Below are 24517 nucleotides of genomic sequence, written 5' to 3' on the forward strand. Positions count from 1 at the left end.
ATCCTCCTATAATCGAGCCCTATTTTTGCAGGGAATGCGGTTTTTGATTCGTTTTTCCATGATCTGCGATAAAAGAGATAACAAAAGTTATTGTTAATAAAATAATTTAGAGGTAAGACATGGCTATTCAGCGCACATTTTCTATTATTAAACCAAACGCAGTGAAAAAAAAATGTTATCGGTGCTATCTATCATCGTTTTGAAAGTGCAGGCTTTAGCATCATTGGTGCTAAAATGTTGCATTTAACGCGCGAACAAGCTGAAGGCTTTTATGAGGAACACAAAGGTCGTCCTTTCTTTGATGGTCTAGTTGAATTTATGACTTCTGGCCCAATTATGGTTCAAGTGTTAGAAGGTGAAAATGCGATTCAACGTCACCGTGATCTGATGGGGGCAACTAATCCAGACAACGCATTAGCGGGTACATTACGTGCGGACTACGCTGATAGCTTTACTGAAAATGCGGTACACGGTTCAGATTCAGAAGCTTCTGCTGCCCGTGAAATCGCATACTTCTTCACTGAAAACGAAATTTGCGCGCGCTAATTTATTAGCATCTCTACGCGAAAAACAGTACAATGCGACGCCCTGTTTGATAATTAACAGGGCGTTTTTTTATTATTATTTTATTATACAAATATATAAGTATCCCATTAGCATCAATGCTAATGCAGGCCGCATAGTGTAACAACGAGGCAATGTCATGACCCAATCTACCACTCCAGCGCCAAGCGCTTCTGTCGCTGTTTCTAAAGAAAATACTGTGAATCCAAAAACTAAAATTAATCTGTTAGATTTAAATCGTAAACAGATGCGTGAGCTTTTTGTCTCGATGGGCGAAAAACCTTTCCGTGCTGACCAAATTATGAAGTGGATATACCACTACTGTTATGACGATTTTGATCAAATGACAGATATCAATAAGGTGTTACGCAATAAATTAAAAGAAATTGCTGAAATTAAAGCACCTGAAGTTTCTGAAGAACAACGTTCAACTGATGGCACGATTAAATGGGCAATTAAAGTTGGCGATCAACAAGTAGAAACTGTGTATATCCCAGAAGATGACCGCGCAACATTATGTGTTTCTTCACAAGTTGGTTGTGCTTTAGAGTGCAAGTTCTGTTCAACTGCACAGCAAGGTTTTAACCGCAACTTGAAAGTATCGGAAATTATTGGTCAAGTTTGGCGTGCCGCTAAAATTATTGGCTCACTAAAAGAGACCGGTCGTCGTCCTATTACTAACGTCGTTATGATGGGAATGGGAGAGCCATTACTGAATTTAAATAATGTTATTCCAGCACTTGAAATCATGATGGATGATTTTGGTTTTGGTCTCTCTAAACGTCGAGTCACGGTTTCTACATCCGGTGTTGTACCTGCATTAGATAAATTAGGTGACGCTGTTGATGTGGCTTTAGCAATTTCATTACATGCACCAACGAATGAAATTCGTGATGAAATCGTTCCAATTAACAAGAAATATAATATTGAAATGTTTCTTGAAGGTGTTCGCCGTTACATTGCTAAATCAAACGCAAATCAAGGTCGAGTGACTATTGAATATGTCATGCTGGATCATATTAATGACAGCACAGATCAAGCTCATCAATTAGCCGAGCTTTTAAAAGACACGCCGTGTAAAATTAACTTAATTCCATGGAATCCGTTCCCAGGCGCACCATATGGACGTAGTTCTAATAGTCGTATTGACCGTTTCTCTAAAGTATTAATGGAATATGGCTTTACGACAATTGTACGTAAAACGCGTGGTGATGATATTGATGCGGCCTGTGGACAATTAGCAGGTGATGTTATTGACCGTACAAAACGTACACTGAAAAAACGCCAACAGGGTGAACTAATTTCAGTAAAAGCAGTCTGATACAGTTGGATATCTCTTTCTTTGTGATGCGTATTACATAATTACAATGTAGAGAGAGCAAGGATGACTCTATTTGAGGAATAAAACGATGATAAGGATATCATCAGTAGTTATAACTATTGGCTTGATGTTGTTGACACTCGGTTGTCAATCATCAGCCAATCAACAACGTGTTGCAGTGTCTGCACGTTTACAATTAGGTGAGGCTTATCTCGCTGAAAGACAATATCAAATAGCGCAATACCATTTTCAAAAAGTGTTATCAGTGATGCCAAATCACCCTGATGCAAATTTAGGAATGGCGTTAACATCGCAGTTATTGGGAAATTCTATTCAAGCGTTAGATTATTACAAATTAGCGATGAACTCGAAGCCAGTAAATGTTAATGTATTAAGGCTTTATGGTAATTTCCTTTGTGAACAAAAACTATTAAACAATAATAGTGTGTTAATTGAGGATATACCGCCAGATTATTTGGTCTGTCAGCAAAGTGATAATAAAATATCAAAAAATTCGCGGTGATACGTTAAAGTACTTTGTGCTTTTGCGAGTTCATCAATGTTAAACATCCAATAGCCACAGTGCCTAGATTGCTAATGAATACTGAAAACAAAACCGAAGAAGTGAAATTAACAGCAGGTCAACTTTTACGCCAGGCACGAGAAAAGGTGGGGCTAACACAACAAACTGTTGCTGATCGACTTTGTTTGAAGTTATCGACAGTTCGCGAAATTGAAACAGACTCAGTTTCTTCTGATATTGCACCAACATTTTTACGCGGATATATGCGTTCTTACGCTAAATTAGTCGGCGTTCCTGAAAAAGAGATCCTTGGTTTTATCGACCAGCAAGCGCCTGTGAAACAAATTAGAATGACATCCACACAAAATTACTCATTGGGCAAACGTCATAAAAAACGTGAAGGTTGGCTGATGAAAATCACATGGGTAATTTTGATTGTGATGGTTGCACTGGTAGGCGTTTGGTGGTGGCAAGGTCATCAGGCTGATCAACAAGAATTGGTCTCTATGGCATCTCAAGACATAGGGCAAAATAGTACACAAGAGAACACCAACACGATAGATTCTCCTTTAGCAACCTTAGATAATACGCCAACATCTGAAGGTGATAATTTACAAGCACCTGTGTCGCCACTAGTTGATAATCAGGCGGATAATGTTGCTACATCACCAACGACTGAAACAACGTCACCAGCACCTAAAGAAGTGAGAACGGTTCCATTACCTGTATCACCTTTAACAACATCAACAACATCTCGAGCAAATTCTACAGAAGAATCTCCTTCATCAGAAGTGCCTGCTATCGCAAATCAATTGGTTCTTATGTTTGATGGTGAATGTTGGTTAGAAGTTCGTAATGCTCAAAATAAAGTCTTATTTAATGGTATTAAGAAAGCGGGTGATCGTTTGGAATTTGATGGTGAGCAACCTTATAAACTAAAAATAGGCGCACCTTCTGTTACTCGCTTACAGTTTAATGGTGAATCTGTTGATTTAAGCCGTTTTACTGGAAAAATAGCAAAGATAACAGTACCGAGCGCTTAATCTGACTATACATTTGAGCAAGCATGGAAGCATGGGAGAATTAATCAATGCATAAAGAATCACCGATTATTCGTCGCAAATCGACACGAATTTATGTGGGCAATGTACCTATTGGCGATGGCGCTCCTATCGCCGTACAATCGATGACGAATACACGAACGACAGACGTAGAAGCGACTGTTCGCCAGATAAAATCGCTGGAACGTGTAGGGGTGGATATTGTTCGTGTTTCTGTACCTACAATGGATGCCGCGGAAGCATTCAAATTAATCAAGCAACAAGTTAATGTACCTTTAGTCGCTGATATTCATTTTGACTATCGTATCGCATTAAAAGTCGCTGAATATGGTGTCGATTGTTTGCGTATCAATCCGGGTAATATTGGTAGTGAAGAACGTATTCGCCAAGTTGTTGATTGTGCTCGTCACAACAATATTCCTATTCGTATTGGCGTAAACGGCGGTTCACTTGAAAAAGATATTCAAGAGAAATACGGCGAGCCGACACCAGAAGCGTTAGTTGAATCAGCAATGCGCCATGTAGATATCCTTGATAAGCTGAATTTTGAACAATTTAAAATCAGTGTGAAAGCCTCTGATGTTTTCCTCGCCGTTGATTCTTATCGTTTGTTAGCAAAAAAAATAGATCAACCATTGCATCTAGGGATCACTGAAGCAGGTGGTGCGAGAGCGGGATCTGTCAAATCTGCGATTGGTCTTGGGATCTTATTATCAGAAGGTATCGGTGATACATTAAGGATCTCATTAGCCGCTGATCCGGTAGAAGAAGTTAAAGTCGGTTTTGATATTCTCAAATCCTTACGTATTCGTTCTCGCGGAATTAACTTTATTGCTTGTCCAACATGTTCTCGTCAAGAATTTGATGTTATTGGTACCGTCAATGAATTAGAGCAACGTTTGGAAGATATCATCACACCTATGGATGTTTCTATTATTGGCTGTGTTGTTAATGGACCAGGTGAAGCTGAAGTTTCGACATTAGGTGTAACAGGCGCTAAAACACGCAGTGGTTTTTATGAAGATGGTGTAAGACAAAAAGAGCGCCTTGATAACGTTAATATGATTGATTTATTAGAAGCGAAAATTCGTGCTAAAGCATCAATGCTTGATGACAGTATGCGCATAAACATAAATCAATTGGACAAATAATGCTCAAAAAACTGGCTCATTAATCGATGAGCAGTTTTACTATTGATTTCACATTGAATACTGATTGATTTCGCTTCTATAATCAGCCTAACAATCAATTAATAACTATTAGAGAAGAAAAGTGGCACAAAAAATCCAAGCCATTCGTGGTATGAACGACTATCTACCTGCTGACACTCGTGTGTGGCAGAAAATTGAAAATACGCTAAAACAAATTTTAGCGGGTTACGGCTTTAGTGAAATCAGAACACCTATCGTAGAGCATACCCCTCTATTTCAGCGAGCAATTGGTGAAGTGACCGATGTTGTTGAAAAAGAAATGTATACTTTTACCGATCGTGGTGAAGATGCCCAAAGTCTAACATTGCGTCCAGAAAATACAGCAGGTTGTGTTCGTGCCGGTATCGAGCATGGTTTGCTTTATAATCAAGAACAACGTTTATGGTATTTAGGACCAATGTTCCGTTATGAACGTCCTCAAAAAGGTCGTTATCGTCAATTCCACCAGTTAGGTGCAGAGGTTTTTGGTCTACAAGGTCCAGATATTGATGCAGAATTAATTATGCTAACCGCGCGCTGGTGGAAAGCGTTAGGTATTGCAGAACACGTCACATTAGAACTTAACTCTATTGGTTCATTAGAAGCGCGTGCTAAATATCGTGAAGCATTAGTCACTTTCTTAGAGCAGCATGTAGATAAGTTAGATGAAGACTGCAAACGTCGTATGTATTCTAATCCATTACGTGTTTTAGACTCAAAAAATCCAGAAATTCAGACTTTATTGAATGATGCGCCTGAACTTTTCGATTATCTTGATGACGAATCAAGAGCGCACTTTGATGGTCTTTGCGCCTTATTAGACGCGGTTGGTATTACATATCGTGTTAATCAGCGTTTAGTGCGTGGTTTAGATTATTATAACCGTACTGTCTTTGAGTGGGTCACTAGCGCATTAGGTTCACAAGGAACAGTGTGTGCGGGTGGACGTTATGATGGTCTAGTGAAACAATTGGGTGGACATCCAACACCCGCAGTTGGCTTTGCTATGGGGATGGAGCGCATGATCTTATTAGTTCAAGCGGTTAACCCTGAATTTGTCGCTGATACTAATGTCGCTGATGTTTACCTCGCTTCATTTGGTGAAAAGAGTCAAAGTGCAGCATTAATACTGGCTGAAGAAATTCGTGATCAATTACCAACATTACGTTTAATGACGAATCATGGTAATGGTAATTTTAAAAAGCAGTTAGGACGTGCTGATAAACAAGGCGCTAAAATTGCGCTGATTTTAGGCGAAGATGAAATTAATGCAGGCACTGTTGCAGTAAAAGATTTGCGTTCAGGGGAACAAACAATCGTTGCTCGCAATGAGTTAGCTCAGCAATTGACTCTGTTATTAGGTTAAGGAGAGACTTGTGGAAGTTTATAGCACCGAAAACGAACAAGTTGATGCAATTAAGCAGTTCTTTAAAAACTATGGTTTAACTATTGTTTTAGCCGCTGTTATTGGTTTTGGTGGTGTGTTTGGTTGGAAATATTGGCAATCACACCAAACAAATCGTCTGCAAGAAAGTGCAGGTGCTTTTGCAACGGTCAGTGAGGCGCTTGCTAAACCTACGCCTGAAAATATTGCATTAGCTGAAAAGTTTGTTACTGAAACGAATGATATTTATGGCGCTTTAGCTTCATTAGAGCTAGCTCAAATCGCTATCGATGCTAATGACTTAGTCAGTGGTGAACGTCATCTCACTAATGCTGTGGCAAAAGTAAAGAATGACGCATTTGCAGATATGCTTAATCTTCGCTTAGCTCGCGTACAATTAGCATTAGATAAAACAGATGCAGCTTTAGTTTCGTTAGAACAAGTGAAAAGCAAAGCATGGAATGGAATGAAAAATTATATCCGTGGTGATGTCTTAGCGAAAAAAGGCGATAACGCAGGTGCAGCAACCGCTTATCGTAGCGCATTAACTGATGAAAATGCGGGAGCTATTCGCTCACTGGTTGAACTTAAACTTAATAATTTATCCAATTAAAGGGATCTTCAGACATGCAACTGCGTAAAACTCTCCTGGTTGGTCTACTAGCATCTGCTTTGTTGGCAGGATGTTCTAGTGAACAGGATAATGTGACAATGTCTCCATTGCCTGAGGTGCAAAACCAATTTACACCTAAAGCGGTTTGGGACAAATCAGTTGGAAATGGTATTGGTAAATACTATTCTCACTTGTCACCAACATGGGATAGCGCAGTTGTTTATGTCGCTGATCGCCATGGTTTAGTTAAGGCTTTAGATGTAGAAACAGGTAAAGAACTTTGGTCGCAAGATCTCTCTATTAAAACAGGTTTTCTTTCATCCAATGAGTCTGCATTACTTTCTGGTGGGTTAACAGTTTCAGGTACTCGCGTTTTTGTGGGAACTGAAAAAGCGAAAGTATATGCACTGAACACTGAAGATGGCTCAATTGATTGGGAAACAGATGTTGCTGGTGAAGCTATTTCAAAACCAGTTGTTAGTGATGGTTTAGTTCTTATTCATACCAGTAATGGTATGTTGCAAGGACTCGACTTATTAAGTGGTGAGATTTCTTGGACTATTAACTTAGAAACCCCATCATTATCTCTGCGTGGTGAGTCTGCACCCGCTGTCGCTTATGGTGCAGCTATTATTGGTGCAGATAATGGACGCGTCAGTGCCGTTGTTCTTTCTCAAGGTCAATTGATTTGGCAACAAAATATTTCACAAATTAAAGGCTCTACTGAAATTAGCCGACTAAATGATGTGGATATCACTCCGATTATTGATGAAAATACGGTTTATGCAATGGCGTATAACGGTAATTTAGTTAGCCTTGATATGCGTTCTGGACAAATTCTTTGGAAACGTGAATTAGGCTCAGTCAATGATATGGTGCTGTTGGGGGATAATCTTTACCTTGTTGACCAAAATGACAGAGTGTTATCTGTTCGTAAATCTGATGGTGTGACATTATGGACACAAGATGATTTATTGCATCGCAATTTAACTGCTCCGGCCATTTTTGATGGCTATTTAGTGGTTGGTGATGCAGAAGGTTATCTCCATTGGATTGATACCAACACAGGTAAATTTATTGCTCAAAACCAAGTGAATAGTTCAGGCTTATTAAGCCGCCCTCAGGCCGTGCAAGATAAACTGATGATCCAAGCTCGAGATGGTAAGCTTTATCTTTATAGTCGGTAATTAATTGCTGACAAATCTATTTATTTTACGCTCCTTTAAAGGTAGCCGTTTCGTCTTTTTAGTAATTACATGTAAAATACAATCAGTTTCGTGATTGTATTTTTATGAGGCATCAAAAAATGATACCCGTTATTGCCTTAGTAGGGCGCCCTAACGTGGGTAAATCCACGTTATTTAATCGACTAACACGCACAAGAGACGCATTAGTTGCCGATTTTCCAGGCCTCACCCGTGACCGTAAATATGGTCGAGCAGAGTTAGAAGGCGAAGAATTTATTATTATTGATACCGGTGGTATTGATGGTGCTGAAGAGGGGGTTGAAACCCATATGGCATCACAATCACTACAGGCTATTCAAGAAGCCGACATTGTACTGTTTTTAGTTGATGCTCGTGCAGGTTTGATGCCAGCAGACCAAGGTATTGCAAAACACCTTCGAGGTGTTGAGAAAAAAACATATTTAGTGGCGAATAAAACTGATGGTATCGATATTGATACTGCATTAGCTGATTTTTATTCTTTAGGATTAGGTGAAATCTTCCCAATCGCGGCATCTCATGGTCGTGGTGTTGCTCAATTGATTGAACAAGCACTATTACCGATTACAGGTAAAGTAGTAGAAGAAGAATTAGAGCTGACTGAAGAAGAAGAAAATGCAGCTTATTGGGCTGCATTAGAAGCGGAGCAAGAAGCAAAAGCATTAGAAGAGGAAGAAGATGATTTCGACCCTTCTACATTACCCGTAAAATTAGCGATTGTTGGTCGTCCTAACGTTGGTAAATCAACACTGACAAACCGTATGCTTGGTGAAGAGCGTGTGGTTGTTTACGATATGCCAGGTACAACGCGTGACAGTATCTATATCCCAATGGAACGTGATGAGAAAGAATATATCATTATCGATACAGCGGGTGTTCGTAAACGCGGTAAAGTAAAAGAAACAGTAGAAAAATTCTCTGTTATCAAGACATTACAAGCTATTGAAGATGCTAACGTTGCATTGCTGGTTATTGATGCTCGAGAAGGTATTTCAGATCAGGATCTTTCATTATTAGGTTATATTCTGAATGCAGGTCGTTCATTAGTCATTGCTGTCAATAAATGGGATGGTATGACACAAGATGATCGCGAGCAAGTAAAAGCAATGCTTGATCTTAAACTGGGCTTTGTTGACTTTGCACGTGTTCACTTTATTTCTGCATTACATGGAAGTGGCGTGGGTAATCTTTTTGAATCAATTCAAGAAGCTTATGTCTGTGCAACGCGTCGCGTAGGGACTTCTATGCTAACTCGTATCATGAAGATGGCAGAAGATGATCATCAGCCACCGATTGTTCGTGGACGCCGTGTAAAAATGAAATATGCTCACGCCGGTGGTTATAACCCACCTGTTGTGGTTATTCATGGTAATCAGGTAACTGATTTACCAGATAGCTATAAGCGTTATTTAATGAACTATTTTCGCCGTACTCTGCAAGTGATGGGGACGCCAATTCGTATTCAATTTAAAGAGGGTGAAAACCCTTATGCGGATAAGAAAAATAAATTAACCGTTTCTCAAATGCGTAAACGTAAGCGTTTAATGTCACACTTGAAGAAATCGAAATAAGAGAATTAACATTCTTATTAGTGAAAAGCCACATTTGATGTGGCTTTTTTATTTATGATCCAATTCGTTATTTTAATGCCACCACGACTAGTTGCTTTTACGTATTTCATAAAAAATTAATTTAATATTTTAAATAATAATTTAAAATGCAATTGATTCCTATTTGCTTTAATGAGTTATTACTGTGAAAAAACTGTTTATTCTTGCATTAATTTTTACGCTTTCTGCCTGTGCGACTCCTGAAAAATGGCAAGCAAAAACCACCGATCCGTCCCCTTTAGATATCGCTAAAAATGTGTGTATGCAAGAAGCTAAAGCGCGATATCCCGCAAGATATGTGACTTCAAATCAGACACCATTTTCACCAATGCGTATCAATGGCAAAGATATTCCTAATGCCGGTACTTCTTTCCCTTCTGATGTGAATGAATGGGAACGTAAAGATTATTTCAATACTTGTATGAGAGCTGAAGGGTGGGAAAATAAGAATAAAGTCACAGGGTTACTGGCTTTTTTGTTTAATTAATTTTAGAAAATATTTATTATTAATCATCTAGTTCTATTATGATAAAGCCACATTAGAAATATGGCTTTATCATTTATCAGTTAAGTACTCTATACCCACTCTTTTGAGATCAAAAAGTCACTGTATAATTTTGCTTCCGGAGTATTTGGTTCGGGAGAGTAATCATACTCAAAACGAACTAAAGGCGGCATAGACATTAAAATTGACTCAGTCCTTCCACCGCTTTGCAAACCAAATAATGTACCTCTATCCCAAACTAAATTGAATTCAACATAACGACCACGACGATAGAGTTGGAATTGGCGTTCACGCTCTCCCCAAGGCATTGATTTGCGTTTTTCAACAATAGGTAAATAGGCATCAAGATAACCAAGTCCAACGTGTTGGACAAACTCAAAACAGTGGTCAAAATCTGGGGTATTTAAATCATCAAAGAAAAGGCCACCTACACCACGAGGTTCATTACGGTGTTTAATATAAAAGTAATCATCACACCATTTTTTATAACGAGAGTAATAATCTTCACTAAAAGGCGTGCAAACTGATTTAGCAACCTTGTGCCAATGAATAACGTCTTCTTCAAACCCATAATAAGGTGTTAAGTCAAAGCCCCCACCAAACCACCAAACGGGATCTTCACCTTCTTTCTCAGCAATAAAAAAACGGACATTAGCATGAGAAGTTGGAATATAAGGATTAAGAGGGTGAATAACTAATGAAACGCCCATAGCTTGAAAACGCCGTCCTGCTAATTCAGGACGATGTGCAGTGGCTGATTTTGGTAATGTGTCGCCATAAACATGCGAGAAATTGACGCCAGCTTGCTCAAAAAGGGCGCCATTGGTTAAAACACGAGTACGGCCACCTCCCCCTTCTTTTCTTTCCCAGTTATCTTGCTGAAAAGTTGCTTTTTGGTCTATGTTTTCAAGAGAGCGACAGATCGTATCTTGTAGTGATAAGAAAAAATTCTTTAACGCGATGAATATCAGGTAAAACTCATAATAACCTACAATTTTTATCATATTTATTAAAAATAGAACTTCATATTGTCTATGTTCTCATTTTCAAGTTGATTCATAAACCAAACAAGCGATAATAAATTCAGATTTATGTGAACGATAATGGGCAAAACCATGGAAATACGTGTATTTCGCCAAGACGATTTTGAGGCAATTGTTACACTTTGGGAGCGTTGTGATTTGATATCGCCTGATAACGATCCTGAAATTGATATTGAAAGAAAACTAAATCACTCTCCCGATTTATTTCTGATAGCAGAAGTGGCTGGTGAGATTGTGGGAAGTGTCATGGGGGGATACGATGGTCATCGTGGCTCTTTATATTATTTAGGTGTTCATCCAGACTTTCGAGGAAGAGGCATTGCGAATGCCTTGATTTCTCGATTAGAAAAAAAGCTGATTGCGAAGGGATGTCCTCAAATTACATTGGTTGTACCAGAAGAGAATGATGCAACAATTTGCATGTTTGAGAAATTATTGTATGAAGATCAAAATCAAGAAAGCACAACTTATACTAAGCGATTAATTGTTGATCAGGATTTCGATCTTTAATTGTGTTTAAAACCCCTGATATATTTAGGGGTTATTTATCTTATCTTTTATTTTTATCTCCTTTTTCTTTGTTTCTATTCTTCCCTTTGCGCTTCTTATTTTATGCGTAAAATCCGATATTGCCTTTTTTGTGGAACGAAATGTTATGTTAATGGTCGTAACTAGGCTTTCTTTTCATGTGGTTATCTAATATCAAATCAGTAGATATTTTATTATGCTGGCTTATCGCGACTGTTTTTATCCTGATAATTGAGGCGATATAAAGAGTAAGATAAGGTGTGCTTTATTAACATCAGTATTTATTTTAATGTGTGACGAAAAAGTTTAACGGAGAAACAAATGATGCCTAAATTTTGGTTACCCTTGTGTTTAAGCACAAGCGTTTTGCTACTAAGTGGCTGTTCATCCATGGGAGGAATGTCTTTTTCTGCACTAAATCCAATGAATTGGTTTTCAAATGATACGTTAACTGTTTCAGCCAATGGATTAGGAAATATCACCAGTTCAACAAAAATAACAGAAAGTGAAATAAAAAATGAGCTAGGGGGTAGCTTCAATTATCGTGACGGTATGGAGATGCAAGGTAGTGATATTATTGTTGTAATCCAAGCGCTTGAAGATAATGACGTTAAAGTGGCTTTCTATGGCAAAGAAAAAGGTACCGTTGAGAAAATAAACGTTTTTGATGCCAAGGCAAGGACGGATTGGGGGACAACGATAGGTACACCATTTAACGATATCTATAAGAAAGCATTTGGTGCGTGTAGCAAAGGCCCTAAAGATGAAAAACAGAGAACGATTTTATGCCAATCTTCAGAAGCGAAATCAGTAAGTTATGTCTTTAGTGGTCAATGGGATGGTCCTGATGGATTAATGCCACCTGATGAGGTCTTAGCTAATTGGACATTAACACAAATTATTTGGCAGAATAAATAATCTTCACGTTATTCCTTATAAAACAAGGAATATTTTATAATTAGACTGTCCGATTTTTGTTAAAAGGCAAATCTTCAGGAAAAAATATTCGATATAATCAACACTATTCTGGGTGTTTTGATTATTGATTAGGAAAGCAATATGTCTCATGCACAAAGTGGCATTTTAGTCGCACATAGTAAATTTGGTCTTTTTATCGAAGCAATGGTCGTAGGCGAATTAGAAACGCTGCGTGAAGGATGTCAGCAATTCATGCAATCATTATCTGATTTACAAAAGCAATTTCCTGATGCATCACTAGGTGCAGTTGTTGCATTTGGTTCCGATCTTTGGAAAAAACTTTCCGATGAAAATAGTGCACCAGAGCTCAAACCTTTTCGCCCTTTAGGTAAAGGTTTAGCGCCTGCAACACAGCGCGATCTTCTTATTCATATTCAATCTATGCGTCATGATGTGAATTTCTCACTGGCACAAGCCGCAATTGCTGCTTTTGGTAGTGCAATCAATGTTGAAGAAGAAATTCATGGCTTCCGGTGGATCGAAGAGCGCGATTTAAGTGGTTTTATTGATGGTACAGAAAATCCACAAGATGATGAGCGTTATGGTGTTGCACTCATTAATGATGGTGTAGATGCTGGTGGTAGTTATGTTTTAGTCCAACGTTATGAGCACAACCTGAAGAAATGGGCGCGTTTTAGTGAATCAGACCAAGAGAAAATGATCGGTCGCACTAAAAAAGACAGTGTTGAACTTGATGAATCTGAGCGTAATGTGACATCTCACGTTTCTCGTGTTGTGATTGAAGAAGAGGGTGAAGAGTTAGCGATTTTACGTCACAGCCTGCCTTACGGTACTGCAAGTGGTAAACATGGTTTATATTTCTTAGCTTATTGTGGTCGTTTATATAACATCGAACAGCAACTTTTGAGCATGTTTGGTGAATTAGATGGCAAACATGACGACCTATTACGTATGAGCAAACCGGTAACAGGGAGTTATTACTTCGCACCTTCTTATGAAGTATTAAAAGCACTGTAATCATGATCTAGTGCTAAATACCGTTTATTAATGAAATGCCTGCTTTAAAAGCGGGCATTTTTGTCTGAATTTTTTTCACATTAAGCATAATTGATGCAAATTTAATTAATTAGTTTGAGTTTTGTTCACTTTTAATAACTTATAGTCATATCAAATAACAAAAGCTAACTACACTGTTATAAATAAAGTCGATAGAGTAACCATTAGAATAAAACTTACAATGATGGATACTTTTGATGAAGAAAAATACAATCAGAACGTTTGCATTACAAGCAACCACCGCATTGTCTTTGGTTGTGAGTAGTTATGCAGGAGCGGCTCAATTACTTAATAGCTCTTACGATATCGCAAGAGAGTTATTCACACAGCTAAATAGCGATTTTAAAACACAGTGGGATGCTCAACATCCTAACGACAAAGTCACCATAAAACAATCGCATGCAGGATCTTCTAAGCAGGCACTTGCAATATTGCAAGGTTTACCCGCAGATGTAGTGACCTATAACCAAGTCACAGATGTGCAAATTCTACATGACAAAGGCAAATTAATTCCTGCTGATTGGCAACAACGACTTCCCAATAATAGCTCTCCCTATTATTCCACCATGGCATATTTAGTACGCAAAGGAAATCCAAAGAACATTACTTCATGGGAAGATTTAACGCGTGAAGATGTCAAAGTGGTTTTCCCTAATCCTAAAACATCGGGTAATGGTCGTTATACCTATTTAGCGGCGTGGGGGGCTTTTGAAAAAAGCGTATGGTAATGATGAAAAAAACACAAGAAGCAATGAAAAAAATTTCTCAAGAATGTTGAGGTGTTTGATACAGGGGGCCGTGGCGCAACAACCTCTTTTATTGAACGTGGACTTGGGGATGTTTTGATCAGTTTTGAATCTGAAGTTAATAATATTCGTCAACAATATGGAGAAGATGAATATCAAGTGATTGTACCACCTGTTGATATCTTAGCTGAGTTTCCGGTTACTTGGATTGATAAAAATGTTCAGCGTAATGACACCGAAACACTGGCAAAATCCTATCTAACTTATTTATACAGTCCCAGAGCACAAGAGATCATCACGCAATTTAATTATCGTGTAAATGATAAATCTGTTATGGGTAAAAAAGCAGCACAATTCCCAGCAACGTCACTATTTACGATTGAAGAGGTATTTGGTGACTGGAATAACGTGATGAAAACACATTTCACGACAGATGGCATGCTAGATAAATTGTTAGCGCAAGGACGTCAATAATGTTTATCACAACCAGCAAACGGGTATTACCAGGATTTGGATTAAGTTTAGGTGGAACACTGTTTTACACCTGCTTGATCTTACTGTTACCAATGAGTGCGCTGGTTGTGCAACTTTCTGATATGAGTTGGTCTCAATATTGGGCGGTGATAACGCATCCTCAAATTGTGGCTGCTTATAAAGTCACACTATTAGCCGCAGCCGTTGCCAGTATTTTTAATGCTATTTTTGGTATGTTGCTTGCGTGGATCATGACTCGGTACCGCTTTCCTGGTAGACAACTACTTGATGGCTTAATGGATCTGCCTTTCGCTTTACCTACGGCTGTGGCTGGCTTGACGCTTGCAACTCTTTTTTCAACACAAGGCTGGTACGGTTTTGTCTTGGATAAATTTGATATCAAGGTCATTAATACATGGATTGGTATTGCCGTTGCTATGGCTTTTACCAGCTTACCTTTTGTCGTAAGAACGGTACAGCCCGTTCTTGAAGAGTTAGGCCCAGAGTATGAAGAAGCGGCTGAGACGTTAGGCGCGAGTCGTTGGCAGGCTTTTCGTAAGGTTGTATTACCAGAGTTATCACCAGCACTCATAGCAGGAACTGCACTTTCTTTTACGCGCAGTTTAGGTGAGTTTGGCGCCGTTATTTTTATTGCTGGTAATATTGCATGGCAAACCGAAGTCGTTTCTTTAATGATTTTTATTCGATTGCAAGAATTTGATTATCCTGCGGCAAGTGCCGTTGCGTCTGTGATTTTACTTGTTTCATTAGTCTTACTGTTTTCAATTAATGGATTACAAAGCCGATTTGGTCAACGTTTGAGGGGGCATTGATGTCAGATATTATGCAACAACGCTCGGTATATCGTCGCCAAATTGATTGGGTCAAATGGGGATTAATCCTTACAGGCGTTGTGTTATCCATTTTATTTTTAGTTGTGCCTATTGCGTGGATCTTTATGACTGCGTTTTCAAAAGGCGTTGAAATATTTACTGAGAACTTATTAGACAGCGATATGTTACATGCTGTCTGGTTAACGGTACTCATCGCGGTAATTACTGTACCTATCAATATGTTGTTCGGTGTCAGCATGGCATGGCTGGTTACGCGCTTTCGTTTTCCGGGGCGTCAGTTATTAATGACATTGATTGATATTCCATTTGCCGTGTCCCCAGTCGTTGCTGGATTACTCTATCTGCTTTTTTACGGTAGCAATGGTTGGGCTGGGCAATGGTTATCACAATTTGATATCCAACTTATGTTTTCATGGCCGGGTATGGTATTAGTGACAGTATTTGTCACTTGCCCTTTTGTCGTGAGAGAACTGGTACCCGTGATGATGAGCCAAGGTAGCCAAGAAGATGAAGCCGCCGTGTTGTTAGGCGCGAGTGGTTGGAAGATGTTTTGGCGAGTGACATTACCGAATATTCGCTGGGCATTGTTATATGGAGTGGTATTAACCAACGCCAGAGCGATTGGTGAGTTTGGTGCGGTTTCTGTGGTATCTGGCGCGATTCGCGGCGAAACTTATTCACTACCGTTACAAGTTGAATTACTGCATCAAGATTACAATACCGTTGGTGCATTTACTGCGGCTGCATTACTCGCGATGATGGCAATTTTCACCTTAATGTTTAAAAGTGCTTTGCAATGGCATTTAGCCCGTCAGCAATGAACATCATGACTTACACAAAGTAGAGGCAAAATATGAGTATTGAAATTAATAGTGTCACAAAATATTTTGATCGCACTGAGGTGTTGCATGATGTCACCCTTGATGTGGCTTCAGGTGAAATGGTTGCACTGTTAGGGCCTTCAGGATCAGGGAAAACAACACTCTTGCGTATTATTGCCGGCCTTGAACATCAAACCCAAGGAAGTATTCGTTTCGAAGGGCAGGATGTGAGTCAATTACACGCGAGGGATCGTAAAGTCGGTTTTGTTTTTCAGCATTATGCGCTGTTTCGTCATATGACCGTATTTGAGAATATCGCTTTTGGTTTAACAGTATTACCTCGACGAGAGCGTCCTAATAAAGAAGTGATACATAAAAAAGTGCAGCAGTTGTTAGAGATGATCCAATTGCCTCATTTAGCGCAACGTTATCCAGCACAATTATCGGGTGGGCAAAAACAGCGTGTCGCTTTAGCAAGAGCTTTGGCTGTTGAACCTCAAATTTTACTGCTTGATGAGCCTTTTGGTGCTTTAGATGCCAAAGTCAGAACAGAATTACGTCGTTGGTTACGTGAATTGCATGAAGAGCTTAAATTTACCAGTGTCTTTGTTACTCATGATCAACAAGAAGCGATGGAAGTGGCTGATCGCATTGTGATTATGGGGAATGGTAAAATAGAGCAAGTGGGGACACCACAAGAAGTGTGGCAATCACCAAAAAGTCGCTTTGTTTTAGAGTTTTTAGGTGATGTTAATCATCTACAAGGTGAAATTAATGGCGCTCAATTACAGATTGGGGGATATCACTTGCCATTATCGGTGACACCGCTTTATCAAGGTTCAGTAGATGTGTTTTTACGTCCTTGGGAGATCGCATTAAGTGTAAATGCCAATAGTGTTTGTCGATTACCCGTAAAGGTTATTGAGGCATCACCAAGAGGGCATTATTGGCAGTTAATTTTACAGCCATTAGGATGGAGTGAAACACCTATTACTGCTGTTTGGAATGATATTTCTTCAGCACCAATAAAAGGAAATACTTACTATATGGGCGGTGCTCAAGCCCGTTTATATACGGCAGATACTCCCTTAAATACGGTATCATTAGCCTATACCGCCTAATTTAATTATTAATCTATCGCTTAATTTTACTCTTTTCACCCATGCTTATTTCTGGCATGGGTGTTTTAGTTTCTAAGACAGCGAAGAGACTTATCGAATTACGTTAATATTATTGCGTTAATAAGTTAAATGTGATTTCTTCATTAATACAGACAAACAAATGAGCAGGAACTTATTGTGGCAGGGTTAGAACAATTTATTGGTAATACACCATTAGTAAAACTACAAAGACTTACACAAGGGGTGGACGCTGAAATCTGGGTTAAGCTTGAAGGCAATAATCCTGCTGGTTCAGTAAAAGATAGAGCGGCATTATCGATGATCGAACAAGCGGAATTACGTGGCGAAATAAAGCCAGGTGATACGCTGATTGAAGCAACGAGTGGGAATACCGGAATTGCCTTAGCGATGATTGCCGCGGTAAAAGGTTACCGTTTAAAGTTGTTAATGCCTGAGAATATGAGTAAAGAGCGTCAAGCATCAATGCAAGCCTATGGCGCAGAATTGATTTTAGTCAGTCGTGAAGTCGGCATGGAAGGTGCGCGAGATCTCGCACAACAAATGGAACAGCAGGGGAAAGGTAAGGTATTAGACCAATTTAATAACCCAGATAATCCAAGAGCGCATTTTATTTCTACTGGCCCAGAAATTTGGCAACAAACACAAGGGCGTATTACACATTTTGTGTCGAGTATGGGAACAACAGGCACAATCACAGGGGTAGGAAGTTACTTAAAAACACAATCTGATCATGTGCAAGTAATTGGCCTTCAGCCTGAGGAAAAAAGTCAAATTCCAGGTATTCGTCGTTGGTCACCAGCTTATTTACCGGGGATCTTTAAAAAAGAGCTGGTGGATAGTGTGATAGATATGTCACAAACAGAAGCAGAATCAACGATGCGCCTTTTAGCGAGTCAAGAGGGTATCTTCTGTGGCGTAAGTTCTGGAGGGGCTGTTGCTGGCGCTCTGCGCGTTGCAAAAGAGAATCCCGGTGCAGTGATTGTTGCGATTGTTTGTGATAGAGGGGATCGTTATTTATCAACGGGCGTTTTTTCGTCATAATTAATACTCGTCATACTTCAAGTTGTAGCGTTGTTGATGGCGTTCATTCGCACTAGTTACAATACTCGTCATACTTCAAGTTGTAGCGTTGTTGTGACTGTGCTCATTCGCACTAGTCACAATACTCGTCATACTTCAAGTTGTAGCGTTGTTGACTGCGTTCATTCGCACTAGTCACATACTTATGTATGCTCCTAGCGACTCATTCACTTGTCGCCTAGCTACACCTTGAATTATTTAGAGTATTTTACTTGCAGGCTCCTAGTGACTCATTCACTTTACCTTGAATTATTTAGAGTAAGAACATTGTTGAATGAATTAGAGTATTTTTTTGAATAAATAAAAAACCGCCACATTATCGGTGGCGGTTTAAATAGAAAGCATCACAGGAGATTATTTTTTAATCTGAATAATAACGGTTTCACCAACAGTAACTGGGCCTGTCATTTTGGTTAAACCTTGAATTTCATCCATATTAGAGATAACAACCGGTGTTAGAACTGATTTTGCTTTTTCTTCTAATACAGCTAAGTCAAATTCTAAAATAGTATCACCTACTTTTACTTGCTGACCTTCTTCAGCGATACGTTTAAATCCTTCACCTTTCAGTTCAACAGTGTCAATACCGAAGTGGACAAATAACTCGATACCGTTGTCAGACTCAATAGAGAAAGCATGGTTAGTCTCGAAAATTTTACCGATAGTACCATCGACTGGTGCAACAATTTTGTTGCCAGCAGGTTTGATAGCAATACCGTCACCTACGATTTTTTCAGCGAAAACAACATCAGGAACATCTTCGATATTGACGATTTCACCAGAAAGTGGTGCAACAATATCAATCGTGCCACTGCCTTTCTTTTCCTCTGAAACCAGTGATTTTAATTTATCAAACAGACCCATGAATCTTCTCCTAATTATTGTAGTTGGGACCGGGCTCTGGCTAATGTGATTAGCACAGTGTCTTCTCTTTAGTAAAAGTTTCTACTAAGTCCATCAATTCTTTTGCAGTTGGTTGAGCAAGTGCTTGCTCTGCCAGTGCTCTTGCATCATCGTAATTCGCATTACGGATCACTTTTTTGATGCGAGGAATTGAAATCGCACTCATACTAAACTCATCTAATCCCATGCCGAGAAGGAGCAATGTTGCTCGTTCATCTCCAGCAAGTTCACCACACATTCCAGTCCATTTACCTTCAGCATGTGATGCATCAATCACCTGTTTTATCAGGTTGAGTACTGCAGGTGACATTGGATTGTATAGATGAGATATCAGCTCATTTCCACGGTCTACAGCCAGAGTATATTGTGTTAGATCGTTAGTCCCAATACTAAAAAAGTCAACCTCTTTTGCCATATGACGAGCCATCACTGCTGCGGCTGGGGTTTCTACCATCACACCGACTTCAATAGATTCATCAAAGGCTTTCTTTTCTTCACGAAGCTGGCTTTTCAGTATTTCAAGTTCTGCTTTCAATGCACGGATCTCTTCAACAGAGATAATCATTGGAAACATAATACGTAGTTTACCAAAAGCAGATGCTCTTAAGATAGCACGTAATTGTGGATGAAGGATCTCTTTACGGTCAAGACAAATACGAATTGCACGCCAGCCTAGGAATGGGTTCTCTTCTTTTGGAAGATTCATGTAAGGTAAATCTTTATCACCACCAATATCCATAGTACGAATAATGACCGCAGGGCTTCCGACCGCTTCGGCTACCGCTTTATAGGCTTGGAATTGCTCTTCCTCTGTGGGTAAAGAGTCTCTATCCATAAATAAGAATTCAGTACGATACAGGCCAACACCCTCAGCACCGTTACGTTCAGCACCTGCAACATCTCGAACTGTACCAATATTAGCGCAAACTTCGACTTGATGCCCATCAAGTGTAATTGCGGGTAAGTCTTTGAGTTTTGCTAATTCTTCTTTTTCGTGCAGGTACTCTTCTTTGATCGCTTTTAATGTTTCGAGTTCCTCATCTGATGGATTAATAATGATTTTGTTATTAATCGCATCAAGAACAAGATAATCGTCTTTTTTAATGGTCTGTGTCGCATTAGATGTTCCAACGATAGCTGGAATTTCTAATGAACGCGCCATGATTGAAGTGTGAGATGTTCTGCCACCTAAGTCAGTGATAAAACCTAAAACGTTGTCTAAGCTTAATTGTGCAGTTTCAGAGGGGGTAAGGTCAGTTGCAACGAGGATAACTTTTTCTGATATAGCACTTAAATCAATAATTGGCATCTCTAAGATATTACGCATTAAGCGTTTACCAATATCACGAACATCAGCCGCACGTTCTTTTAAATATTCGTCATCTAATGCTTCTAATGCAGTTGCTTGATCCTCAATAACAGATTGAACAGCAGCTTCAGCGGTTTTTTTGTCACTTTTGATGAGAGTAACAATTTCTTGTTCTAACTCTTCATCTTCTAGCAACATAATATGGCCTTCAAAAATTTCGGCTTTATCCGCACCAAGGTTCTTTTCAGCACGCTCTTTAATAATTTCTAGTTGTTGTGCAGATTTGTTACGACCGTCTTTAAAGCGTTCGATTTGATTCTCAATTTCATCACTTTGGATCTTACGTTGACTAATGATGATTGGCTCTTCTTTGAGGAGAAGGGTTTGACCAAATGCGATACCGGGTGACGCTAAAATTCCTGAAATCATAATTTATCCTACGACTTGCTGGTGATAATCTTAAAAGAATAGGATTGCAAAATACTGTTGTTTTAAAATCATCATTGAAATTAACTCCCCTGAATGGTTTCAGGGGAATAAATGTTACGTTATGACTTAATTGCGAATTACTCTAATTCCGCCATTAATTTTACTAATGCTTCAACAGCTTGTTTTTCATCTTCACCTTCAGCAGAGATAGTCACAACAGTACCTTGGGTTAAGCCTAAAGTTTGTAATTTGAAAAGGCTTTTCGCGCTAGCAGATTTACCGTTAGAGATAAGCGTGATATCAGAAGAGAATGTTTTGGCTTCTTTTACAAATTGTGCCGCAGGACGAGTATGTAAGCCGTTTGGTGCTGTAATAGTAACTTCTTGCTGGTACATAGGATTTTTTCCTTTTATAACTCAATTGTTCACATTAAGTCAGGACTTAGTAAGTGTAGATGAATTTGTCCTGCTTTGCGTAGCAATATCAGATAATATTAAGTCGTAAAGCGTTATCTGATAAAAAGAGTACTCAGAAAGATAAAAGAGTTCGTTTTGTCATCTCGGTTATTTTCTGATTAATTTCGACCTTCGAAATAATTAATTGATTAAATACTAAACTCGAAGAAATAAATCACCTGTCTGGATGACAAACTTTGATCTCTACCACAAAAAAAGCACCATTGAGGTGCTTTTTTAATAAATATTTTACAATTGAGATGATGCGATTTAGCTGTCAGAAATGTCAGCAAAAAGTGGGGTGCTTAAATAACGCTCACCTGAAGAAGGTAAAATAACCACAATTTCTTTATTTGCAAATTCTGGTTCTTTTGCCAGTTTTACTGCTGCCGCAATAGCAGCACCTGAAGAAATACCTGCGAGAATACCTTCTTTAGTCATAAGTTCACGAGCAGTATCAAAAGCTTCTTCGTTAGTAATTTGAATTACGCGATCCAGCAACGATAGATCTAGGTTTTCAGGAATAAAGCCAGCTCCAATACCTTGGATTTTATGTGGACCCGGTTTAATTTCTTCGCCAGCTAAAGCTTGAGTTATAACAGGGGAGCCAGTAGGTTCAACAGCAACCATTGTTACCGCTTTACCTTGTGTCTTTTTCAAGTAGCGACCAATACCTGTAATAGTACCACCAGTACCGACACCAGCAATCACAGCACCGACTTCACCATCAGTATCATTCCAGATCTCAGGACCTGTAGTTTTTTCATGAATTTCAGGGTTAGCTGGATTACTAAATTGTTGTAGCAAAAGGTAACGCTTAGGATCGCTATCGCGAATTTCATTGGCTTTATCAATGGCACCTTTCATGCCTTTTGCGCCTTCAGTTAGCACTAAATTAGCACCTAATGCTTTGAGTAATTTACGACGCTCTACACTCATGGTATCTGGCATTGTCAGTGTTAATTTGTAGCCACGAGCAGCTGCAACATAAGCCAACGCAATTCCAGTATTACCACTAGTAGGCTCTACAAGCTCAACACCATCTTTAAGAATGCCTTTCTTTTCTGCATCCCAAATCATGTTGGCACCGATACGGCATTTTACACTGAAGCTTGGGTTACGAGATTCCACTTTAGCCAGAATGTTACCATTTCCGAAATGCTTTAAGCGAATTAAGGGAGTATGTCCAATAGTTTGCGAGTTGTCTTCGAAAATTTTGCTCATTTTTATCCTCGGTACATGATTTTTATAAGGTCAGATGAAATTACCATACGCCATCAAGCTAAAGATGGAAATAAGCTTTATGAATATACTTATAACTTTTTTTACCTTTTTTATTCCAAAAGGTTCTAATTGAGAGTCAGTGAGACGATTCACAAATTAATAAATCAAGAGATGTACAGTATATTGATGGCTGATAATCTATTTTTAATCACACTTACTGCAAATACAGGGGTCATAATGGAAACCATTGAAGAGTTGATTAGCGCGCTTGAACTGGCTGTACCTGAATTAGATGCGCAAGCTTTGCGTGAAAATTTACCTGAGTCAGATGCCCAAGAAGATGTTCTTAATTGGCTATATGAATCACTCTCAGCTCAAGGATTAATGGATTATGTGGAGTGGACAGAATATTTTGGGGATATTCCTGATCTAAAATCATTAGAGCTCATTTCGTTACCTGAATCACCGAGTGCATTAATTTTATCTCAAGTTGAAAATATTGATTGGGATGAGGTGAGTGTAGATCCTTATATGTTGCCTTATGAACTCCCTTATTTGGAATATATTAACCACTTTTTGACTGAAAAAGGATTACGATTGGTCGATCTCACACCGTTTGAAAATGCATATATTCTCTGCATTCGGGATGACGAAGAGATCATTGAAAAACTAGATGGTGCGTTAAATATCTTTGAAATGGGGATTAATGAGCGTGAGCCCATGGATAGGGAAGAAACGAAAGATTATATTCGTTCATTAATTGAGTAGTTTGGTTAATAATAAATAAGCCAAATTCCACTTTGGAAAAAGTATAAAATAAAACCCTGCTTAAGTAAAAAATGAAGTGCCCCCCAATAGTTGGACAACTAATTACTGGGGGCTTTTTATGTCAAAATAGAGTTGCGATTTAAAAATTATCATTGCCAACCAATGTTTATTGGGTGAAGCATTTCGAAAACGTTCAAAATATATTCTATTTCTTTCTTTTTGGACAGATTCTTATTGTAGAAGCTCAATGTAAATGACACTTTTGGGGTTCTATAGCCTTTTCGGACATAATAAATACTCCAATCAGGTTATTCTTTATAAAGAGTATGACTTATGGAAATTATTCCTGCACTGCTCGCTAAAAAAGAGGTTTGTAAAGTTCAACGTGTTTATTTTAAGAATTGTGATGAAATACTTATTATTAATGTCAGTATTTTCATTTAATGCATTAGCTAATCAAGAATGTAATGATATTTCTTCAATGAGCGGGGCATCAGCTTCATTCACATATAAAAAAGCCATAATAACTTCATCAGAAAGAGTTTATTTTTACTCAGCTCCTGATAATAAGTGTCAACGTAGAACCCTTTCTCATAAAAAATGATATTATTGAAGTATTTAGAAACAGTTCGGATGGGATAAGTGGCGCTAAAAAGAGGTTTGTAAAGTTCAACGTGTTTATTTTAAGAATTGTGATGAAATACTTATTATTAATGTCAGTATTTTCATTTAATGCATTAGCTAATCAA

The 24517-nt window shown here is 38.7% G+C and carries 21 protein-coding genes and 3 pseudogenes; 19 read left to right on the forward strand and 5 right to left on the reverse strand.

Annotation, left to right across the window (positions count from 1 at the left end; translation table 11 throughout):
• The first annotated feature begins 119 nt into the window (after nt 1-119).
• From ndk to BHE89_RS11055, 10 genes and pseudogenes are all read left to right on the forward strand, one after another.
• Nucleotides 120-546 (forward strand): annotated as a pseudogene (ndk, locus tag BHE89_RS11010) (nucleoside-diphosphate kinase).
• 157 nt (nt 547-703) lie between these two features.
• The gene (locus BHE89_RS11015) at nt 704-1885 is read left to right on the forward strand and encodes a bifunctional tRNA (adenosine(37)-C2)-methyltransferase TrmG/ribosomal RNA large subunit methyltransferase RlmN (protein ID WP_069367856.1); all 1182 of its coding nucleotides are present in this window, start codon (nt 704-706) and stop codon (nt 1883-1885) included.
• An 88-nt stretch (nt 1886-1973) separates the two neighbouring features.
• Nucleotides 1974-2408, forward strand: a complete 435-nt coding sequence (locus tag BHE89_RS11020) for a hypothetical protein (protein ID WP_069367857.1) — start codon at nt 1974-1976, stop codon at nt 2406-2408.
• Nucleotides 2409-2482: 74 nt separating this feature from the next.
• Entirely contained in the window at nt 2483-3451 is a 969-nt protein-coding gene (gene rodZ / locus BHE89_RS11025) for a cytoskeleton protein RodZ (protein ID WP_069367858.1), read from the forward strand.
• A 47-nt stretch (nt 3452-3498) separates the two neighbouring features.
• Entirely contained in the window at nt 3499-4620 is a 1122-nt protein-coding gene (ispG, locus tag BHE89_RS11030) for a flavodoxin-dependent (E)-4-hydroxy-3-methylbut-2-enyl-diphosphate synthase (protein WP_069367859.1), read from the forward strand.
• Between the two features lie 121 nt (nt 4621-4741).
• Nucleotides 4742-6025: a histidine--tRNA ligase gene (gene hisS / locus BHE89_RS11035; RefSeq protein ID WP_069367860.1), complete on the forward strand. Its 1284-nt coding sequence runs from the start codon at nt 4742-4744 to the stop codon at nt 6023-6025.
• 10 nt (nt 6026-6035) lie between these two features.
• Nucleotides 6036-6656 (forward strand): YfgM family protein, encoded by a 621-nt coding sequence (locus tag BHE89_RS11040; RefSeq protein WP_069367861.1) that lies wholly within the window; start codon nt 6036-6038, stop codon nt 6654-6656.
• A gap of 14 nt (nt 6657-6670) precedes the next feature.
• Nucleotides 6671-7843 (forward strand): outer membrane protein assembly factor BamB, encoded by a 1173-nt coding sequence (bamB, locus tag BHE89_RS11045; protein ID WP_069367862.1) that lies wholly within the window; start codon nt 6671-6673, stop codon nt 7841-7843.
• A gap of 119 nt (nt 7844-7962) precedes the next feature.
• Nucleotides 7963-9453: a ribosome biogenesis GTPase Der gene (gene der, locus BHE89_RS11050; RefSeq protein ID WP_069367863.1), complete on the forward strand. Its 1491-nt coding sequence runs from the start codon at nt 7963-7965 to the stop codon at nt 9451-9453.
• A 184-nt stretch (nt 9454-9637) separates the two neighbouring features.
• On the forward strand, nt 9638-9979 hold the full coding sequence (locus BHE89_RS11055; protein ID WP_069367864.1) for a hypothetical protein: 342 nt from the start codon (nt 9638-9640) through the stop codon (nt 9977-9979).
• A gap of 89 nt (nt 9980-10068) precedes the next feature.
• Here BHE89_RS11055 and hemF read toward each other — a convergent pair.
• A pseudogene (hemF, locus tag BHE89_RS11060) lies at nt 10069-10963 on the reverse strand (oxygen-dependent coproporphyrinogen oxidase).
• A 149-nt stretch (nt 10964-11112) separates the two neighbouring features.
• Between hemF and BHE89_RS11065 the strand changes: the two are divergent.
• The 8 genes and pseudogenes from BHE89_RS11065 (at nt 11113) to cysM (ending at nt 18641) form a co-directional block, all read left to right on the forward strand.
• Nucleotides 11113-11550: a GNAT family acetyltransferase gene (locus tag BHE89_RS11065; protein WP_069368029.1), complete on the forward strand. Its 438-nt coding sequence runs from the start codon at nt 11113-11115 to the stop codon at nt 11548-11550.
• A gap of 339 nt (nt 11551-11889) precedes the next feature.
• The gene (locus BHE89_RS11070) at nt 11890-12486 is read left to right on the forward strand and encodes an RpoE-regulated lipoprotein (protein WP_248620732.1); all 597 of its coding nucleotides are present in this window, start codon (nt 11890-11892) and stop codon (nt 12484-12486) included.
• Nucleotides 12487-12627: 141 nt separating this feature from the next.
• Nucleotides 12628-13524, forward strand: a complete 897-nt coding sequence (locus BHE89_RS11075; RefSeq protein ID WP_069367866.1) for a Dyp-type peroxidase — start codon at nt 12628-12630, stop codon at nt 13522-13524.
• A 236-nt stretch (nt 13525-13760) separates the two neighbouring features.
• Nucleotides 13761-14783, forward strand: a pseudogene (gene cysP, locus BHE89_RS11080) (thiosulfate ABC transporter substrate-binding protein CysP).
• The gene (gene cysT, locus BHE89_RS11085; protein ID WP_069367868.1) at nt 14783-15616 is read left to right on the forward strand and encodes a sulfate/thiosulfate ABC transporter permease CysT; all 834 of its coding nucleotides are present in this window, start codon (nt 14783-14785) and stop codon (nt 15614-15616) included. The pseudogene cysP and the gene cysT overlap by 1 nt, the downstream one beginning before the upstream one ends.
• Nucleotides 15616-16458, forward strand: a complete 843-nt coding sequence (gene cysW, locus BHE89_RS11090; RefSeq protein ID WP_069367869.1) for a sulfate/thiosulfate ABC transporter permease CysW — start codon at nt 15616-15618, stop codon at nt 16456-16458. The genes cysT and cysW overlap by 1 nt, the downstream gene beginning before the upstream one ends.
• A 32-nt stretch (nt 16459-16490) precedes the next feature.
• Nucleotides 16491-17579 carry a sulfate/thiosulfate ABC transporter ATP-binding protein CysA gene (gene cysA / locus BHE89_RS11095; RefSeq protein ID WP_069367870.1) on the forward strand — a complete coding sequence of 363 codons (1089 nt, stop codon included), beginning with the start codon at nt 16491-16493 and terminating at the stop codon, nt 17577-17579.
• A gap of 177 nt (nt 17580-17756) precedes the next feature.
• Nucleotides 17757-18641, forward strand: a complete 885-nt coding sequence (gene cysM / locus BHE89_RS11100) for a cysteine synthase CysM (protein ID WP_069367871.1) — start codon at nt 17757-17759, stop codon at nt 18639-18641.
• 393 nt (nt 18642-19034) lie between these two features.
• Here cysM and crr read toward each other — a convergent pair whose 3' ends face one another.
• The 4 genes from crr to cysK all read right to left on the reverse strand — a co-directional run bounded on the left by crr (nt 19035) and on the right by cysK (nt 23000).
• Nucleotides 19035-19544, reverse strand: a complete 510-nt coding sequence (crr, locus tag BHE89_RS11105; protein WP_036935451.1) for a PTS glucose transporter subunit IIA — start codon at nt 19542-19544, stop codon at nt 19035-19037.
• Nucleotides 19545-19593: 49 nt separating this feature from the next.
• On the reverse strand, nt 19594-21321 hold the full coding sequence (gene ptsI / locus BHE89_RS11110; protein ID WP_069367872.1) for a phosphoenolpyruvate-protein phosphotransferase PtsI: 1728 nt from the start codon (nt 21319-21321) through the stop codon (nt 19594-19596).
• A gap of 137 nt (nt 21322-21458) precedes the next feature.
• Nucleotides 21459-21716 (reverse strand): phosphocarrier protein Hpr, encoded by a 258-nt coding sequence (gene ptsH, locus BHE89_RS11115; protein ID WP_069367873.1) that lies wholly within the window; start codon nt 21714-21716, stop codon nt 21459-21461.
• 330 nt (nt 21717-22046) lie between these two features.
• Nucleotides 22047-23000, reverse strand: coding sequence for a cysteine synthase A (gene cysK / locus BHE89_RS11120; RefSeq protein WP_069367874.1), 954 nt, complete (start codon nt 22998-23000; stop codon nt 22047-22049).
• Between the two features lie 237 nt (nt 23001-23237).
• On the opposite strand from cysK, the gene BHE89_RS11125 reads away from it, so the two are divergent.
• Nucleotides 23238-23768, forward strand: a complete 531-nt coding sequence (locus tag BHE89_RS11125; RefSeq protein WP_069368031.1) for a hypothetical protein — start codon at nt 23238-23240, stop codon at nt 23766-23768.
• Nucleotides 23769-24517 lie beyond the last annotated feature (749 nt).

The sequence above is a fragment of the Shigella sp. FC1967 genome, from assembly GCF_001743005.1.
Classification (GTDB): domain Bacteria; phylum Pseudomonadota; class Gammaproteobacteria; order Enterobacterales; family Enterobacteriaceae; genus Proteus.

Coding starts and splice junctions, on each gene's coding strand:
- BHE89_RS11015 (WP_069367856.1), top strand. CDS start 704: ATGACCCAATCTACCACTCCAGCGCCAAGCGCTTCTGTCGCTGTTTCT.
- BHE89_RS11020 (WP_069367857.1), top strand. CDS start 1,974: ATGATAAGGATATCATCAGTAGTTATAACTATTGGCTTGATGTTGTTG.
- rodZ (WP_069367858.1), top strand. CDS start 2,483: ATGAATACTGAAAACAAAACCGAAGAAGTGAAATTAACAGCAGGTCAA.
- ispG (WP_069367859.1), top strand. CDS start 3,499: ATGCATAAAGAATCACCGATTATTCGTCGCAAATCGACACGAATTTAT.
- bamB (WP_069367862.1), top strand. CDS start 6,671: ATGCAACTGCGTAAAACTCTCCTGGTTGGTCTACTAGCATCTGCTTTG.
- der (WP_069367863.1), top strand. CDS start 7,963: ATGATACCCGTTATTGCCTTAGTAGGGCGCCCTAACGTGGGTAAATCC.
- BHE89_RS11065 (WP_069368029.1), top strand. CDS start 11,113: ATGGAAATACGTGTATTTCGCCAAGACGATTTTGAGGCAATTGTTACA.
- BHE89_RS11070 (WP_248620732.1), top strand. CDS start 11,890: ATGATGCCTAAATTTTGGTTACCCTTGTGTTTAAGCACAAGCGTTTTG.
- BHE89_RS11075 (WP_069367866.1), top strand. CDS start 12,628: ATGTCTCATGCACAAAGTGGCATTTTAGTCGCACATAGTAAATTTGGT.
- cysT (WP_069367868.1), top strand. CDS start 14,783: ATGTTTATCACAACCAGCAAACGGGTATTACCAGGATTTGGATTAAGT.
- cysW (WP_069367869.1), top strand. CDS start 15,616: ATGTCAGATATTATGCAACAACGCTCGGTATATCGTCGCCAAATTGAT.
- cysA (WP_069367870.1), top strand. CDS start 16,491: ATGAGTATTGAAATTAATAGTGTCACAAAATATTTTGATCGCACTGAG.
- crr (WP_036935451.1), bottom strand. CDS start 19,544: ATGGGTCTGTTTGATAAATTAAAATCACTGGTTTCAGAGGAAAAGAAA.
- ptsI (WP_069367872.1), bottom strand. CDS start 21,321: ATGATTTCAGGAATTTTAGCGTCACCCGGTATCGCATTTGGTCAAACC.
- ptsH (WP_069367873.1), bottom strand. CDS start 21,716: ATGTACCAGCAAGAAGTTACTATTACAGCACCAAACGGCTTACATACT.
- cysK (WP_069367874.1), bottom strand. CDS start 23,000: ATGAGCAAAATTTTCGAAGACAACTCGCAAACTATTGGACATACTCCC.
- BHE89_RS11125 (WP_069368031.1), top strand. CDS start 23,238: ATGGAAACCATTGAAGAGTTGATTAGCGCGCTTGAACTGGCTGTACCT.